Origin of the sequence: Lysinibacillus sp. FSL H8-0500 (assembly GCF_038051955.1) — a bacterium.
GTDB lineage: Bacteria > Bacillota > Bacilli > Bacillales_A > Planococcaceae > Lysinibacillus > Lysinibacillus macroides.
This window is the reverse complement of record NZ_CP150292.1, coordinates 1,065,458-1,082,373: the sequence shown is the minus strand read 5'-3', so window position 1 is coordinate 1,082,373 and position 16,916 is coordinate 1,065,458. Positions and strand designations below refer to the sequence as shown.

Here is a 16,916-nt window from a genome sequence, read left to right as displayed (position 1 = left end):
ACCTTTCCTCATTACTTAACAGCTAAATTCTTGATGACATATACATACTTCATTATGTTGTAATACCTATTTTACTCCTTGTCACACTAAAAATCACCTGCTGTCGGAATATTCAGCAAGTGATTTTTAAATTGGTATGAGATTGTAATTACGCATAGGCGTGAAAACTTTCCAGTTCCATCTGAATTTCAGCCAGACGTTTTTTACTTTTTTCAATTTCAATTTCGTTGTTATCATTCATCGCTGCGAAGAGGGAGGCTAATTCGTAGTCTAACTCTAATTGTAAAATGTGTTCATATTGCTTTTCAATGTCAACTTTACGTATAATTTTCACGACTGGTTTCATTAAAACCACTTCCTTTTTTTAATTTTTGTACAAAAACTTTTTACATTCGATAAAGTTCTTGTTATAAGATTTTTTCCCAAATTTATCGTAAAATAAACATGATAAAACGAAAGGAGCAAATAAAATTGTCAAAAATAAAATGGACCACTAAAGACTTTCATGTTTTTACAATAAATGGGTTAGAACAAAGAATGGATGCTTTAAATACCAATGTACGTCCAAAATTTCATCAGCTTGGTGAAAATTTTTCTGCTTATTTCTCTAGTCAGCTAGGTGAAGAATTTTTCCCTCATGTTGCCAAACATGCTCGTAGAACTGTTAATCCTCCAAAAGATAGCTGGGTTGCCTTTGCTCCCTATAAACGAGGTTATAAATCATTGCCTCACTTTCAGATTGGTCTATGGCACACACATTTATTCATCGTCTTAGCTATTATTTATGAGGCACCGCAAAAAAATATAATGGCTGAACGTCTCCTTGCTCATAAAACATTGCTGGAACAGCTTCCTGATGATTTTATTGTTTCAGGGGATCATATGTCTCCAGAAGCCATGTCTCTCCAAGAAGCCAAAGAGGACAAGCTTGATGCACTGCTAGTACGCCTGCGTGATGTTAAAAAAGGCGAATTTTTAGTAGGACGACATATACCAAAGGATAAAGCCATTAAGCTGTCTGCAAACGAACTTGCTCAAGTCATTGAAGAAACCTTTAAGCACCTACTGCCTGTTTATAATGTCATTGTAGGAAAATAACAGTGGCTTTTATACATGTAGTGTAGACAATATATTGTTTTTTACACACAAAAATGGATGCGAGAAAATTCTCACATCCATTTTTTATCGACCATATTTAGGAGCAGCTTTGATCAATGTCCCATCCTCAGCCTCTTTTGTTTGCTTAATAACGGGATAGCTAGTATAACCACTCGCCTCTTCAAATTCCCGAAATATTGATTTTTCCTCAGATTGTGAAGGCACAATTTCTTTAAAGCGACGATATTTAGCAAGCATTACCTCACGCTTAATGCCCTTTTCATAGGCTTGCTCAATTCCCTCAAAAAATTGCACAACGTCTACAATCTCCGTTGTAGACCAATCAGTTGAAAATGGGTAGGAATATTCCATTTGACAAAACCACCTTTACGTTATTGCCCCCATTTTACTCGGATACCTTCAGCTTCTGCAACCATTCGATTGATTAGCTCCTCCACAGTGGGAATATCATGAATCATTCCCGTCACTTGACCAGCCCAGCCAAAGCCTTGTTTGGTATCACCATCATAAATAAAACGTTTATTGGCTGAACCACTGATATAATCTTTTAAAGCCTCATATGATGGCGTTTTTTGCTCAATGTCTAAAATCCTTGCTGTAAAATCATTGCGTAAGGCTCGTGCTGGTGCACCAATCGAACGTTTAATAATGGTGGTATCAGCCTCTGTACTGGCAAGCAGCGCCTCCTTATAAGCCTCTGATGCATCCACACACTCCTTTGTTGCAATAAAGCGTGTGCCCATTTCAATGCCTTCAGCGCCCAATGCAAGTGCAGCCATCCAACCACGACCATCGCCAATACCACCAGAGGCAATGACTGGAATTTTCACACTATCTACAACTTGCGGCACAAGCACCATTGTTCCAACATCATCACGTCCAAGATGACCGCCACCCTCTTGACCAACGACCATCACAGCATCCGCTCCAAGCTGCTCCGCTTTTTGTGCCTGTCTCCGCGCAGCAACAAGAACTAGTTTTTTAATATTCGTTCCTGCTAGTAATTCAAAAATAGGTGCTGGATTGCCACCAGTCATTGTTACCACAGGTACTTTCTCCTCGACCGCAACACGCACCATCTCCTCATAGCCTTGACCATGCATACCAATTGCAAAATTTACACCAAATGGTTTATCCGTTAATGTACGTACTCTATGAATCTCTGCTCGTAATAAATCAGGATCGCGTAAGCTCATAGCAGTTATTTGTCCAAGACCGCCAGCATTCGACACAGCGGCTGCTAAATCAGCATAGGCTAAATAGGCTAGTCCTCCTTGAATAATTGGATATTTGACCTGCAAAAGCTCTGTTATACGTGTATGCCAATTCATAAAACCACCCCTTTCATACGCTACTAACTTCTCGATATCCTGAAAAAATCCTTTTATTTTTTGTGAAAAGTCTATTTTTTCATGTCGTTAGGTGCTATAATTCATTTGTTTTCCTAGATATTATAAAGTGAGGTGGTACCTGCGTTGTCACAATTAGAGACTCCATTGTTCGACGTATTACTTAAACATCGGAACAGACATCCTATTCAATTTCATATTCCAGGTCATAAAAAAGGACAGGGGATGGACCCTGCTTTCCGAGAATTCGTCGGCGACAACGTTTTATCTATTGATTTAATTAATATTGCTCCACTAGACGATTTACATTCACCAAAGGGTGCTATTAAAGAAGCACAGACCCTTGCAGCAGAAGCCTTTGGTGCTGATCATACATTCTTTTCCGTTCAAGGTACTAGTGGTGCCATTATGACGATGATTCTGACCGTTGTCGGTCCAGGTGATAAAATTCTAGTACCACGGAATGTTCATAAATCTATTATGTCAGCTATTGTATTTGCAGGTGCAATCCCGATTTTTATTCATCCTGAAGTTGATAGTGAATATGGGATTTCTCATGGCATATCTCCTGAAGCAGTCGAAAAAGCTTTAGCTGCTTATCCAGATACAAAAGCAGTACTTGTCATTAATCCAACTTATTATGGCTTTACAGCTGATTTAAAACGCATTGTTGAAATCGCTCACAGCCACAATATTCCAGTAGTAGTAGATGAAGCACATGGCGTCCATATTAAATTCCATGATGATTTACCATATTCAGCCATGGAAGCTGGCGCTGATATGGCAGCTACAAGTGTACATAAGCTTGGCGGTTCTATGACGCAAACATCCATTTTGAATGTGCGTGAAGGACTCGTTTCAGCAAAACGTGCACAAGCGGTTTTTTCCATGCTAATGACTACATCGACATCCTACCCATTGCTTGCTTCACTCGACACAGCTCGACGTCAGCTAGCGATTCATGGCTATGATTTAATTGATGATGCGTTGCGCTTAGCAAGGGATGCACGTAAACGTATTAATCAAATTCCACATTTAAAATGTGCAGGCAAAGAAAAACTACACTCCTCTGCAACTTATGATATGGACCCGTTAAAGCTTCTTATCAGTGTGAAGGATTTAGGTATCTCAGGGCATCAAGCTGAGGAATGGCTACGTCATAATGCCAATATTGAAGTAGAACTGTCCGATCTATACAATATTTTATGCTTAGTCACATTAGGTGATACAAAAAAGGAAATTAATCTTCTGGTAAATGCGTTGAGTCGTATGTCAAAAACATTTGATTCTGAAGCAGCTATTACTGAGGCAGTTGTGAATGTTCCAGAAATTCCAGCCCTTGCTATGTCACCACGTGATGCCTTTTATGCAGATACAGAAGTCATTCCTCTTGCTGAGGCAGACAACTGTATCTGTGCAGAATTTATTATGGTCTATCCTCCTGGTATTCCAATTTTTATTCCCGGGGAAATAATTACACAAGAAAATATTCATTATATTCAGATGAATATCGAAGCTGGCTTACCAGTGCAAGGACCAGAGGATACATCCTTAAAGACAATTCGCGTTATAAAAGAACGCAAACCAATTATTTAAAAATAACAATTATATAATGATGTTTAAAATGCTAAAGAGCTATATACAGACTCGCTGTATATAGCTCTTTACATAAATAAATAAACAAATAACGGACAGAAGAATGCCCCAATTACAGCCGTTAAGCCCATAGATAATGAGCCAACTGATAGCTCCTGCTCCCCATATTCTCTTAATTTTACAAGCCCCACACCATGTGAGGCACTACCTACTGCTACACCTCTACTAACAGCAGTATCCAGCTTGCCATATTTAATAACTAATGGACCAATGATCGCTCCGACAAACCCTGCAATCATCACAAAAACCGCTGTTAAAGGGGGAATACCTCCAATCATTTCACTTACCTGCATACCTACAGGTGTTGTTAATGATTTAGGTAATGCTGTTAGCATCCAGCTTTCCTTTACCCCAATCCATCTCAACAACCCAAAAATGGTCAGCAAGCCCGTAATCATCCCAATAAATAGCCCTGATAAAATGGAATATTTATATTTCATAATAATCGCTCGTTGATTATAAAGAGGGTAGGCAAGGGCAACGACAGCTGGACCTAGCATTTTTTGTAGCCACTCTCCACCCTGCATATAAGTAGCATAAGGAATATCAAATACAAGCAAAATTACGACACTTACAATCGTTGTTGTCACTAAAGGAATCATAATGGGATGGGGATAGCGTTGATAAAGCTTTGTAAATAAAATAAACATCACAATGGTACTTAACACAACCATTACCTCAATCAACTGTTAATTCCCCCTTCTCTTCTTTTATCGCCATTTCTTTTTTTGCCAATTCTTTTTTCTCAATAATTTGTGTGAGCAGCCCTGTTACATAAATAGAGATTAATGTACTGGCAATAACAGCTAAAATAATAAGTAAACCTGTACCTGACATAAGCTCTGGATAATCAATAACCCCCACTGTTGCTGGAATAAAGAATAATGTTAACACACCAATTAAAAAGCCTGCACCATCTTGAATATATTCAACCTTAATTAGTTTAAAAATGAGTGAAAGCACTAATAAAAGTAAGCCCACAATACTGCCTGGAAGCGGAATATGTAAATAAGAGACGATACCTACTCCCAAGTAATAATAAATATTCAGTATGCCAATTTGAACAATGATACGCACAACTCGTAAGAATATCGCAACAAAATTTTCGTTCAGCATTTTGCCACTGTTCACCTCCCATGACATCCATTCTACATCTGTAGGAATTTTCTGTCTATTATAATTTCAGAAAACTAATAGATAAAAGACTAGAGGCTTTTATTTCTGATAAAACATACCTTCTCATAGCTGTATAATACAAAAAAACAAGACTGCACTCTATTTCCTAGAATAGCAATCTTGTTTGCTTAATTTCTAAAATCTATAGTCCAAACAAATCTGTAATAGCTGCATCATCCATAACGCGGTGGGTTTTTCTTCCTACGTTTTTCAGCATATTTTCCATCTTTTCTTCCACAGACTTCTTAATAAGTGCCTCTATTTCAATATTTCGCAGTTTAAAGAACAGGGTCGGATCTTCATCAAATCGTGCACCAATACCATACAACACAGCAGCAACATGTTTACACATATTCGCCCAATCTGGACAACTACAAGAAAATTGAATTTCATCTGGTGTCGGAAATAAGCCTTGTCCTTGTTGAATAAACAAGGTTTCTAATTCTTTAGGAAATTTTCCTTGTGCCAGTTGCTCAATTCCTGCAATGCTTCGACCACAGATTTCTGTAATTGCTTTCCAACGATCTTCAGCAAGTGCAGTAATGGAAATCTGCACTTCGTAGGGTGTTCGTCTGCTTCCTGCGACAATCGCATTTACATGCCCTGTATCAATCTGTAAATCCAAAACAAAACCATTGCGCACATAACTACGTCCGCGCGTGATACGGTTAGAGAAATCCGCATATGCCTCTAGGTTTTTATTCCAAGCATTGCCCCACCATGTTTTGGCAATTTTATTGCCAGTAATCACAATTGGCCTAACATCTGGCTGCTTCTTTTGTAATTTTTCCAATGCCTTTTGCGCAGCTTGTTGTTTCTTTGCAACAGGTGTATATTCATAAAATTCATGCATAACTTACACCTCCAATGTAAACAGTTGCATGAGTTCATCATTGCTCATTTCAGTAATCCATTGTTCACCAGTAGCCGCAATAATATCACCCGAAAGTTGTTGTTTTTCTGCAATCATTGCATCAATTTTTTCTTCAATTGTGCCAGCAGTAATAAATTTGTGTACCATGACATTTTTTGTTTGACCAATACGAAACGCCCGATCCGTCGCTTGATTTTCCACGGCGGGATTCCACCAACGATCGAAATGAATCACATGGTTTGCTGCTGTTAAATTCAATCCAACACCGCCTGCTTTTAAAGACAACACCATAAATGGTACATAGTCTACCCCATTGAATTGCTCTACCATTTCTGTGCGTTTTTTTGCAGTTGTACCACCATGTAACACAAGTCCTTTGCGCTCAAAAATCAGGCTCAGGAAATCAGCAAGCGGTTCAGTCATCTCCTTGAATTGTGTAAATACTAACACACGCTCTCGCTTTTCATAAATAGTTTCACAAATTTCTTGCAATTTTTCAAATTTTCCACTAGCTGTATTTTTATAAGTGGATTGCCCCAAATACTGGTCAGGATGATTACAAATTTGCTTAAATTTTGTAATAGCCGCTAGCACCATGCCCTTACGCTGAATACCTTCAGTAGTTTCAAGCTGATGCTCCAAATCTTGCACTAAGCCCCGATACAATATAGCCTGTTTACTAGTTAATGTTGTATATGCCTTGATTTCCACCTTATCAGGCAAGTCATTGATAATCGATTTATCAGTTTTCAATCGGCGTAAAATAAAGGGATTAACCACATTTCTTAATTTAGCATATGAACCATTTTCCTTAATGTTTTTAGCATAAGTAGAAAACTCCTTGGCTGTACCAAGCAATCCTGCATTCAGGAAATCAAATAATGACCATAAATCTGCCAGCTTATTCTCAATCGGTGTACCCGTCATGGCAATTTTAAAGGAAGCATCCAATTGCTTGATAGCCTTTGTTTGTGCAGTTCCAGGATTTTTTATCGCCTGCGCCTCATCTAAAATAAGTAAATCCCATCTCTGATTATTCAAATGTTCTAAACGCCGTGCCATACCATAAGTAGTAATAAATAAATCAACCTCATCGTTTATTTCCGTATTTTTAGCATGCAATACCGCATAATGAATATTTGGTGCAAAACGGTCAAGTTCTTTTTGCCAGTTGCCAATTAAGGATGCTGGAATAATTAACAGCGCTTTATATCTGCCTTGCTGTCGGAAATACTCCAAAAGCGCAATAATCTGCACCGTTTTCCCCAAGCCCATATCATCCGCCAACAGTGCACCAAATCCAATACTTTTCATAAGTGCTAACCAATGGAAGCCATCTTGTTGATAATGTCGAAGTGTTGCATGGAAATCTGCACCTAGCTTTAACTTGCCCAATTGTGTGGGATTGGTAAGTTGATAACGTAATGTCTGTAACCACTCACCATTCGTGATTTCTACTGTATCACCAATTTCAGGTAACCCATTTTGGGCAATTCCTAGTTCCATTCGCATGGCTTCTGCCAACGTCATATCACCCATGTTTTCGACTTTTTCAAAGGCCTCAAGTGCAGCATTGAGTTTGTGATGATCAACTTCAATCCATTTCCCCTTTAAGAAAGACAATCCTGCTGCCTGTGACAAAAGCACTTCTAACTCTTCTTTAGAGAGTTCTTGACCATCCAAAATCAGGCTAGGCTTACAACTAACTAAAGCTTCCATTCCCACTACTGCAGGCTCTTTTCCACCAATAGAAATAGAGAGTCTCAAACCCCCACTTTTCTTTTTCCACCAATCTGGCATACGACAAATTATTCCGCATTCCTCATAAAGAGGAATCTCTTTCAAGAACGTATAGGCTTCATCTATATCAAATTGCAGAGGAGAAAACAGTTCCCCACTTTCAACAAGCTCAGAAATAAAATTACTACGATCAGCAGCACGGCTTACAGTTGCAAGCAATTTTAACAGTAAATCCTGACTATCTTTATATTCCACTAACGCGTTTTTCAACGGCATATCCACAGCCTTATTAGCTGTTTCAGTAGAATATGTTGCCAAAAAAGCAAATGGATATTCTTCTGATTTATTTTCTACAAGATGAAAAAACACTCGACCTGCTATATTCAACTTAGCATTGTATGTCGTTAAAAAGGATCCCACCGTACCATTCCAAGCAGCAATTTCTTGTTCAAAGACATTTGTAAGTTCAGTCCAAAAATCAGTTAGCCATTCAATGCTAATATACTCCTCCCCCACCACATACGGCACTGCATAAAGCATTTCTGACAACATAGCCTTATCTAGGATTTTGACGGTTTTTGTGATTTCAACATCTGGATCATTTGAAATCACGCCTATGAATTTCTGGCAGATACTATGCAGGAAGGACAATGAAACTGACATGTCTGAATGCTCATCTGCAAAGCCGAAATAAAATAGGGTTTTGTAGGGTGCTTTTGCAAAATCGGTCAGTAGCTCGATATGATCGTATCCCTTTCCCCTTATCTCTTGCGTATCAAGTATCAATCCTTTTTCTTGGAATATAACGATAATATCTTTAGCTTTCACAGAACCCTCACCCACTTATTTATTTTGCCTTCATTGTATATGATGAGATATTGCATTGCAAACGAGCCATAGAAATAGCGCCGATGAAGAAATTCACAAAGAGGTATTCGAACATATTCAAAAAAGACATCATAAATAGCATCATGAAAAAGCACTATACCCATTTTATGAATAAGGTGCTTTTACTTGACTTTAATAGAATAATGATCGAAGCATTGATTTTACACTAGCAAATTTCGATGTAATGGCTAGGTCCAATCACTTCATCTTAACGTACAAAGGCTGAATACAGCGTTCCCTTTTAATAAGCTATTTTTTCTAACCAGCGAAGCAACACTAAAATTCTTATCTACAAACATATTACTATAATGCATGTCCCGAGCCACCATCAATATTAATGGCTGTACCTGTTACATAACTAGCTGCATCTGATACTAAAAATGTAATTACATTTGCAGCTTCCTGTGTGTCCCCTACACGGCCAAGTGGAATCGCTTGACCAATGTTGCGCGAATATTCTTCCCAAGATAAATTCGGTTCTTCCCGCTTCCATTTCTTTTCAATTTGATCACTACGAATAAGTCCGATGCTTACAGAATTTACACGAATATTATCTTTTCCTAAATCCTTGCTCATTGCCTTTGTTAACGCAAGTCCTGCAGCACGGCTTACCGTTGTTGGAAGCGAGCTGGCAGGTGGTGTTTTCGCCATCACTGCTGTCACATTAACAATTGCACCACCACCAACCTTGCGCATATAAGGCACAGCGTATTTTGAGCAGTGAATAGCGCCAAATACTTTTAAATCCAAGTCGGATTGCCATAGCTCACTGCTAACAGCTTCAAAAGGATTCGCTGAAGCTGTCCCTGCATTATTAATAAGAATATCAATTTGTCCATAGTGTGCAATTGTACGCTCAATTAGCTCTTTACAATCTTTTTCCTTTGTTATATCTGTTGGCACAATTAAAACCTCTTCACCTGTTTCATTTTTTATACAGCCTGCTGCTACCTGAAGCTGTTTTTCGCCACGCGCACATAGCACCACTTTCGCGCCCTCTTTGACAAGCTGCATTGCGGTATAATAGCCAATTCCTTTACTCGACCCTGTTATAATAGCTACTTTCCCTGTTAAATTAAGCTCCATGATTAAATCCTCCCTTACTTTCTACAATGCTACTATTATAGCATTTATCGATTATTCTGAATAATCAAAGAGGCCTGTAAATACTATTTTAAGGCACTATCGAATGGTATAGCCCTATGCTGTAACTTAAACAAATAGTAAAAGAGCTGTGTAAAAAATCTTTTTGCACAGCTCTAACAATTAATCCTATTTTTCTGCACCTAATGCACGTGGTACCATCGTTTCTACTATATAATTCTCTTCTTCATACAATATTTTCTTAAGCTCGATTCCAAAAAACGACTGCATCCTTTCCTCTGTCATAGTTTCACGTACAGTGCCATAAACAACTCCCTTATCCTTTGCGGTCATCAGGACCCGGTCAGCTAAATAAAAGGCATGGTTAGGATAATGCGTATTAATAATACAAGAAATGCCACGCTCTCTTGCTAATTGCTTGATGGTTTGTAAAATAATAATTTGTTTTTGAATATCCAAATGCGACTCTGGCTCATCTAAAATAAGTATTTCTGGATTGGCAACCAGTGTACGGGCAATTAGTGCTAATTGTAGCTCACCACCGCTTACCTCATTACATGATTTTTTGGCTAAATGGACGATACCAATTGTAGCTAATGCTAAATGTGCCGCTTCTAAATCTTTTTTTGATGGCTGTGCTAATGTACTAATAAAAGGGGCCCGTCCCATTACCACAAGCTCTTCTACAGTAAAACCAAATACCATTTTATGTGCTTGTGGCACATAGCCAATACGTTGCCATAGCTCCTTACGCTTGACAGTAGACAATGGTTTGCCATCTATATAGGTTTCTCCCTGCTTCCACTCCAGTAGCCCTGTAATACATTTGAGCATCGTCGTCTTACCAGCACCATTAGGACCAAGTATAGCCATGATCTGCCCCGGTTCGAGCGTAAAATTAATATCGTCCACATAAAGATTTTGAGATTTCTTACGACGCTTGTCATAATAAAAATTGCCACTTTTCACTTCAATGATCATGCCCATCCACCTCCTGACCTACGCAGTAAATAAGCAAAGAATGGTGCACCAATAATCGCTGTTAAAATCGATAAAGGAATTTCTGTTGCTGTTATAGAACGTGCTAAATTATCAATTACTAACAAATACATACTTCCTATAGCAATCGACATCGGTAGCACATGCTGATTATTATTCCCCACAAGCATACGAGCAACATGTGGAATAATTAAACCAACCCAGCCAACAATTCCTGCAACCGCAACAGATACGGCAGTAATTAATGTAGCACCGAAAATAATCATCCACTTTAAAGGCACTACGGAAATTCCCATTGATTTTGCCTCATCCTCTGGAAGCGTTAAAATGTTTAAACGCCATCTTAGGAAATAAAGTATCAACATACCGATGATAATCAATGGTCCACCAATATATAAATCTTTATAAGTAACAGTTCCTAAACTGCCCATCAGCCAATAGGTAATGGCAGGCAGCTTTTCTTCAGGATCAGCTACGAATTTAGTTAACGAAATAAGCGCATTAAACAGTGCCGATGTAATAATACCCGCTAAGACAAACATAAATATCGGGGCATTTTTGCGCGCGCCAGCAATTAAAAATGTAAAGCCAATGGCACCTAATCCAAAAAGCAATGCCATGATCTGTGTAGCAAAATTTTGCCCAAACAATAAAATCCCTAGAGAAGCACCAAAGCCTGCTCCTGCCGAAACACCTAAAATATCTGGTGATACTAGCGGATTACCAAACATCCCTTGAAAGCTAGCCCCTGCAATAGCTAAACCTCCGCCAATTAACAATGCGAGCAGAATACGTGGCAGCCGAATATTGATAACAACAGTCTCCTCCATCTCTGTCCATGTTGGCTCAATCGGGATAATCTGTGAGGCAAGAATTTTTAATAGCTGCTCTAGTCCAACCTCAAAGCGCCCTACACCAAGTGAAATGATGGCGATCCCCAAAGGTAGAATCCATAAAATAATCTTTTTCCAATTTTGCATTTACCAATCATTCCTTAATATTTAGCTGCCTCTGATGAAGGGTTTAAAATAGCTTGAATATCTTCATCTGTCACATCAAATTCATAGAAATCTTTGTAATACGCCCTTATCTCATCCTCGATTTTATAATCAAATAATGCAGGATGATTTTTTTGTGCTAGCCATTTTAACATTAATGGCGCATCACCACTTGGTGGGAACCAGCGATAAATCCCTAATGGAATTTTATACACCTTGCCCTCCTGCACAGCCTTTATCTGACTCCAATCCTGCCCATCTACCTTGTTTTCAAGTAAATCAGCTGGCTGTGTTTCCGTAAAATTAGTAATAAAGATAATATCTGGGTTCCAAGCATAAATTTGTTCCATATTCACTTCTTTTTGCCCTTGTATATCATCTTCAGCAACATCAATTGCACCTGTAGCGTTGAGCCATTGGTTACCAAAGAAATTTTTTCCGCCAATTGTAATTGACTTTTCATTATGTCTAAACAGCATCATGGCACGCGGCTTATCCTGTTCTTCGATAGCTTTTAATTTTTCATCTAATTGAGCTTGTACTTTTTTGCCCTCATCTAGGAAGCGATTGGCACGTTCTGTTATCCCTGTTAGTTCGCTTGTTATTTCTAACCAACTATTAAATGTAGCTAATGGCTCTGCTGCTGCCGCATCGATTGCCTTTAATGCTACAACTGGAATACCAGCCTCTGTTACTTTATTAATTGATTTTTCATCTGTTGCTAGCTCTATATATAATTGTGGATTAGCTTTCATTAATTCTTCTACATTGACCTCACCATTTTGGATAAACGATGTATCTGCCTTTAAGACATCTGGAGACATTTTAGCTAGCATCGAATGCTTTGCGGCATTATACGAATTTGGATGCATACCGACAATTTCCTTTGTCGAGTTTGTTGCGACATACCATGTTGAGAAATAGGGTAAAATGCCGCCCATCACAACACGATCAATTGAATTTGGTACGGTTACCTCACGCCCTAATTGGTCAACAACAAGCTTTTCTTCCGTTGTCGTTTGTACCTCTGTTGACGGCTCCTTTTCTAGTGGTTCAATATTGCTTTCTGTCTTTTCATTATCATTATTACAAGCTGCCAGCATCATTGTTAGTGCTACCGTAGCGAAAAGTCCATATTTCTTCAATGTTTTTCTTCCTCCCTTAGCCATTTTGCGATACCGTGTAAAAACGGTTTTGATTGGTCAATAAAGCCCAGTCCAATATGAAACATTGGATCTAATGTTGTGACAACTAACTCGCCATTAAAGCTTACATTATCTACATAAAATAACGATCGTCCATTTGGTATATCCAATAATGATTGCGCTCCTTGTGGTGGTAAAAAAGAGCCGTGATAATGCCACTTCATATCGCGCAATGTAACATAGTTGAACAATGGATGCACTTTATTTTGCATCTCCATTGGTAGATCACCACCATCTCGCACCCACCAGCTAAAATTGACCTCGGAATCTTCCCAATCAATTGTTGGAAACCAGCAATCGACTATTTCTCCAAAAATAATTAGTCTTTTACCCGCATTAATAAATTTTAGCAATTGTGACTGATACCTCTTTAAAGAACGAATATCTAAACGACATGATAAAATCAATGTGTCGTATTTTGTTAAATCATATTGATGAAAGTTACGGATATGTAGCACTTCATCGTATAAATAACGAAATTCTTGTTCCGCAAAAAAGCGATTTTGAAATGGTAAGCCATTCGTTACAATGCCAATCATTTGCTGATACCTCCACTTGCATAATTGCGGTTAGCTTCCTCACGAATACAATCTAGCATTTGTCTACTAAGTTTTTTTGACGTATTTTCCTCATGAATAAATACCTTATAAATATCGGTACCTGCCCCTGCAAAAATTGTGCCATTTGTTGAATGTCGATCAACATAAAGTATCGGTACACCACTTTGATCGGTAATTAATACTTCTGCATGTGCTGGAACTTGCTCGAAATAGCCACGAGAAAAAAAGCCTCGTACACCTTTTCGATAATTAATATCATAGGGCTCTATCCCTTTGAACAAAGAACATTCCGATGGTTCAATAATGATTTCACGATCTTTCAATGGAATCGGGGAACGCTGCCAATTCGCTACATTTGCCAACCACGGCAATGCTATTTCTGTCAGTGAAAAGATAACACCACCCTGTCGCAAATATGCATCTAAAATTGCTTTATGCTCCAGTAAAAATTGCTCTTCTACATGATTTGTGATAATTAATCCTGCATAGGCAGTTAAATCAGCATAGGGTAAATCATATAAATATAAAAATACTAAGCCACGTTCACGATCCTCAGCCGTTAATCTAGTAAAATGAATATCAACGCCAACATAAGCAATAGGTTCCATCATATCCCCTACTTTCTTTTATCAAAAAATTTCTTTAGAGCTGCCCATTCTTTAACCAAGGTAAAAAGCCTCGTAAAAAACGCTCTGTTGCTGGCATAAAATGGGAACCAAAATGAAAATCCGGATCCAAGGTTGTATTCACCCATACACCATTTGTATTTACACGATCAATATATAAAACAGCACCGCCATCATCTGTCGCTACTAATACCTCGCAGCCCTCATTTGGCCAATACACACCATGCTGATGCCATGTTGCATCCTCCAATGTAATATAATTTGTAAATAAATCATGTGCTGTTCCTAATAAACGTAAGCCACTATTCGCATTCGGTTCAAGCCACCACCAAAAATTAGTCGGTCTGAATTCCCAATTATGCATCGGCAACCAATCTCGATGCTGTGGACCAAATGTAACCACTACCTTCCCTAAGTTAGCGAAATCATGGATTTTTTGAATATTGCGATCTAATAGCCCTATATGTGTTTGGGAGGGAATGATTAATACATCAAAAGCCTCTAAATTTTCCTCCTCTAATTGACGTGCTGGAATCAGTTGGTCGATATACTGAGCAAATTCAGATGTCTTATATGTACGCCAATGCTGTGAGCTACCGCTATACATAACAGCTATTTTACGCATCACTTGCCCCTCCCTCCGTTAAATGTCTATATTCCTCCTGTACCCACTGCATTAGCTGTGTAGGAATACGACTTGTCGTTTTTGTTGTTGACGGTACCATGCCACCAATATGAAAAAGATTATTGCCTGCGTGCATAAAAATCGTACCGTTTGTTGAGCTTCGGTCAATAAATGTCACAGGCTCACCGTCTGGCAGGGTTAATAAGATTTCTGCATTTGCTGGGGCTGGATGATGTCCACGAGCAAAAAATCCTTTGACACCTTTATTGATCGTCATATCCTCTTCCGTTACACCTTCAAAAATTACATGCTGTTTTGCAATCGAGATATCATAATCCCAATGATTGTGAATTTCTTTTGCAATAAATGTCTGCTGCCCTGGCAACCAATCTGTTACTAAGTTACCAAAAAAGCATACAATCTTTTTATTTGCCAAAAAATCAGCAATTATTTGCCTCTCTTCCTGCAAAAATTCTTGATCCACAAATCCTAAAATGACCATACATTTATAGGAGGATAGCTCAATACTTGGTAAATCATACATATCTACAATATCAAAGCGTTCATCTGCCTTGCCTTGAGAAAAAATATTACATGGATGAACAACAATATAATCCTTTGTCACCTTTATACCTCCTTACATTGCCTTGCATTTCGAACTATACCATCATTGATAACGATTATCAATATCATGTAGAGTGTAGTATTTTAATTTTCATTGACTACTTATACGTTTTTCTCATATTATAAAAATCTTTAATTGTACTATTATTTTTTCTTATAGAAAGCTATAAATCCGCTCATTAAATGATAATTTTCTACAAAAAGTTACTTAAAAACCTTGAAATAAAGCCAAATAATAAAGTTATGTTGTCATAGAGGCTGAATTAAAAAAACCGAACAATTACGAAACATGCATACTTCGTAATATTGTTCGGTTTTGTCTTTACGTGATATTTTTTATAAATACACTGGAACTAGAAAAAGCGCTACAAAGAATTTCTATTCCTTTTATAAGCTCAGCTTACCTAACTGACACCATCTTTAGATTTTTCTTGATACGTTCGCAAAATGCTTGTTCTTGCTCATTTAAAATTTGATTTCGATTAAATACAATACCATTCTTTCGTTTAATAGATAGACCTTTTACATATTTAAACGTTAATTTATCTAAGCTATCCTCGATTGATTTATACGGTAAAAAGGATACGCCCATCCCCTGCTGGACAGCTTTTTTGATAATCTCAAAATTTGTCATTTGTATATAATAAACAGGTACAGCTTTCTTATGTAAAGCTTGTTTAATATGTTGACTCAAATAAGGGCTTTGGGGCAATAGCATTGATAAGTTTTTCAAATCTCTTGCATAGATGATTTTGCGGCTTGCTAAAGGGTGATCGGCTGCCATCACTAACACAAACTCTTCCTCAAATAAAATATCAATATCAAATGACTGGTGAACAATCGTATCAGCATTATAAATCGGCATTACCGCAAACTTGGCATGGTTCTCCACTAAACTACTTTTTAAATCCTCATAGCAAAAGCTATTAATTTCATAGGGATATTGCTGATAGGTTGTATTATTTTTATCGAACAGCTCATTAAAAAAGCTATCTGCTATATAGTGACTTATATAAAGTTTGATATGTTCCTGCTGTGGCTGCTTTACTGCTAGGCGCAATTGCTGTTCCATTTCCTGCATTTTCTGTGCATAAGCCAAGACAATTTGACCCTGTGTAGTTAACTTGATTTGCCGTTTTTTTCGTGAGATCAACTGACAGCCCAATTCTTTTTCTAATTGCTGAATATGCTGCGAAACGGTTGGTTGAGAACAAAACATATGCTTTGCTGTTTCGGTAAATGATTGATATTGTGCTAATAAAATAAATGTTCGATAGCGCTCGTTCATCTTAACCCATTCCTTCATCCTTAATTGATAATAATTATCAATTATAATACTACCTTTTATGTATAAAGTAAAATTTTATAGTTGC

At 37.9% G+C, this 16,916-nt stretch carries 18 protein-coding genes; 2 read left to right on the top strand and 16 right to left on the bottom strand.

Annotated elements, in window-relative coordinates; all coding sequences use genetic code 11:
* Positions 1 to 148 precede the first annotated feature (148 nt).
* Complete coding sequence (locus MHB44_RS04945; protein ID WP_341301800.1) at positions 149 to 346, bottom strand: hypothetical protein; 198 nt, start codon at positions 344 to 346, stop codon at positions 149 to 151.
* Between the two features lie 125 nt (positions 347 to 471).
* On the opposite strand from MHB44_RS04945, the gene MHB44_RS04940 reads away from it, so the two are divergent.
* Positions 472 to 1,098, top strand: coding sequence for a DUF1054 domain-containing protein (locus tag MHB44_RS04940; protein ID WP_341301799.1), 627 nt, complete (start codon positions 472 to 474; stop codon positions 1,096 to 1,098).
* Positions 1,099 to 1,182: 84 nt separating this feature from the next.
* On the opposite strand, the gene MHB44_RS04935 is transcribed toward MHB44_RS04940, so the two are convergent.
* Positions 1,183 to 1,470: a UPF0223 family protein gene (locus tag MHB44_RS04935; protein WP_341301798.1), complete on the bottom strand. Its 288-nt coding sequence runs from the start codon at positions 1,468 to 1,470 to the stop codon at positions 1,183 to 1,185.
* Between the two features lie 20 nt (positions 1,471 to 1,490).
* Positions 1,491 to 2,450 carry a nitronate monooxygenase family protein gene (locus MHB44_RS04930; protein ID WP_341301797.1) on the bottom strand — a complete coding sequence of 320 codons (960 nt, stop codon included), beginning with the start codon at positions 2,448 to 2,450 and terminating at the stop codon, positions 1,491 to 1,493.
* 144 nt (positions 2,451 to 2,594) lie between these two features.
* Here MHB44_RS04930 and MHB44_RS04925 point away from each other — a divergent pair, with 144 nt between their 5' ends.
* The gene (locus MHB44_RS04925; RefSeq protein WP_341301796.1) at positions 2,595 to 4,064 is read left to right on the top strand and encodes an aminotransferase class I/II-fold pyridoxal phosphate-dependent enzyme; all 1,470 of its coding nucleotides are present in this window, start codon (positions 2,595 to 2,597) and stop codon (positions 4,062 to 4,064) included.
* Positions 4,065 to 4,132: 68 nt separating this feature from the next.
* On the opposite strand, the gene MHB44_RS04920 is transcribed toward MHB44_RS04925, so the two are convergent.
* The 13 genes from MHB44_RS04920 to MHB44_RS04860 all read right to left on the bottom strand — a co-directional run bounded on the left by MHB44_RS04920 (position 4,133) and on the right by MHB44_RS04860 (position 16,831).
* Positions 4,133 to 4,810: an LrgB family protein gene (locus MHB44_RS04920; protein WP_341301795.1), complete on the bottom strand. Its 678-nt coding sequence runs from the start codon at positions 4,808 to 4,810 to the stop codon at positions 4,133 to 4,135.
* Positions 4,803 to 5,240: a CidA/LrgA family protein gene (locus MHB44_RS04915; RefSeq protein ID WP_053994882.1), complete on the bottom strand. Its 438-nt coding sequence runs from the start codon at positions 5,238 to 5,240 to the stop codon at positions 4,803 to 4,805. Before MHB44_RS04915 ends, MHB44_RS04920 begins: the two co-directional genes overlap by 8 nt.
* A gap of 202 nt (positions 5,241 to 5,442) precedes the next feature.
* On the bottom strand, positions 5,443 to 6,153 hold the full coding sequence (locus tag MHB44_RS04910) for an SWIM zinc finger family protein (RefSeq protein ID WP_341301794.1): 711 nt from the start codon (positions 6,151 to 6,153) through the stop codon (positions 5,443 to 5,445).
* Between the two features lie 3 nt (positions 6,154 to 6,156).
* Positions 6,157 to 8,742 carry a DEAD/DEAH box helicase gene (locus MHB44_RS04905; RefSeq protein ID WP_341301793.1) on the bottom strand — a complete coding sequence of 862 codons (2,586 nt, stop codon included), beginning with the start codon at positions 8,740 to 8,742 and terminating at the stop codon, positions 6,157 to 6,159.
* Between the two features lie 363 nt (positions 8,743 to 9,105).
* Positions 9,106 to 9,888: an SDR family oxidoreductase gene (locus tag MHB44_RS04900; protein WP_341301792.1), complete on the bottom strand. Its 783-nt coding sequence runs from the start codon at positions 9,886 to 9,888 to the stop codon at positions 9,106 to 9,108.
* Between the two features lie 186 nt (positions 9,889 to 10,074).
* Complete coding sequence (locus MHB44_RS04895; protein WP_341301791.1) at positions 10,075 to 10,887, bottom strand: ABC transporter ATP-binding protein; 813 nt, start codon at positions 10,885 to 10,887, stop codon at positions 10,075 to 10,077.
* Complete coding sequence (locus tag MHB44_RS04890; protein ID WP_341301790.1) at positions 10,884 to 11,885, bottom strand: iron ABC transporter permease; 1,002 nt, start codon at positions 11,883 to 11,885, stop codon at positions 10,884 to 10,886. Before MHB44_RS04890 ends, MHB44_RS04895 begins: the two co-directional genes overlap by 4 nt.
* A gap of 14 nt (positions 11,886 to 11,899) precedes the next feature.
* Complete coding sequence (locus MHB44_RS04885; RefSeq protein ID WP_341301789.1) at positions 11,900 to 13,048, bottom strand: ABC transporter substrate-binding protein; 1,149 nt, start codon at positions 13,046 to 13,048, stop codon at positions 11,900 to 11,902.
* A complete protein-coding gene (locus MHB44_RS04880; protein WP_341301788.1) occupies positions 13,045 to 13,647 on the bottom strand; it encodes a hypothetical protein in 603 nt (200 codons plus the stop codon). The genes MHB44_RS04885 and MHB44_RS04880 overlap by 4 nt, the downstream gene beginning before the upstream one ends.
* The gene (locus MHB44_RS04875; protein WP_341301787.1) at positions 13,644 to 14,279 is read right to left on the bottom strand and encodes a hypothetical protein; all 636 of its coding nucleotides are present in this window, start codon (positions 14,277 to 14,279) and stop codon (positions 13,644 to 13,646) included. The genes MHB44_RS04880 and MHB44_RS04875 overlap by 4 nt, the downstream gene beginning before the upstream one ends.
* 31 nt (positions 14,280 to 14,310) lie before the next feature.
* Positions 14,311 to 14,919 carry a hypothetical protein gene (locus MHB44_RS04870; RefSeq protein ID WP_341301786.1) on the bottom strand — a complete coding sequence of 203 codons (609 nt, stop codon included), beginning with the start codon at positions 14,917 to 14,919 and terminating at the stop codon, positions 14,311 to 14,313.
* Positions 14,912 to 15,544: a phosphate starvation-inducible protein PhoH gene (locus tag MHB44_RS04865; protein ID WP_341301785.1), complete on the bottom strand. Its 633-nt coding sequence runs from the start codon at positions 15,542 to 15,544 to the stop codon at positions 14,912 to 14,914. Before MHB44_RS04865 ends, MHB44_RS04870 begins: the two co-directional genes overlap by 8 nt.
* A 399-nt stretch (positions 15,545 to 15,943) precedes the next feature.
* Positions 15,944 to 16,831, bottom strand: coding sequence for a LysR family transcriptional regulator (locus tag MHB44_RS04860; protein WP_341301784.1), 888 nt, complete (start codon positions 16,829 to 16,831; stop codon positions 15,944 to 15,946).
* Positions 16,832 to 16,916: the final 85 nt, after the last annotated feature.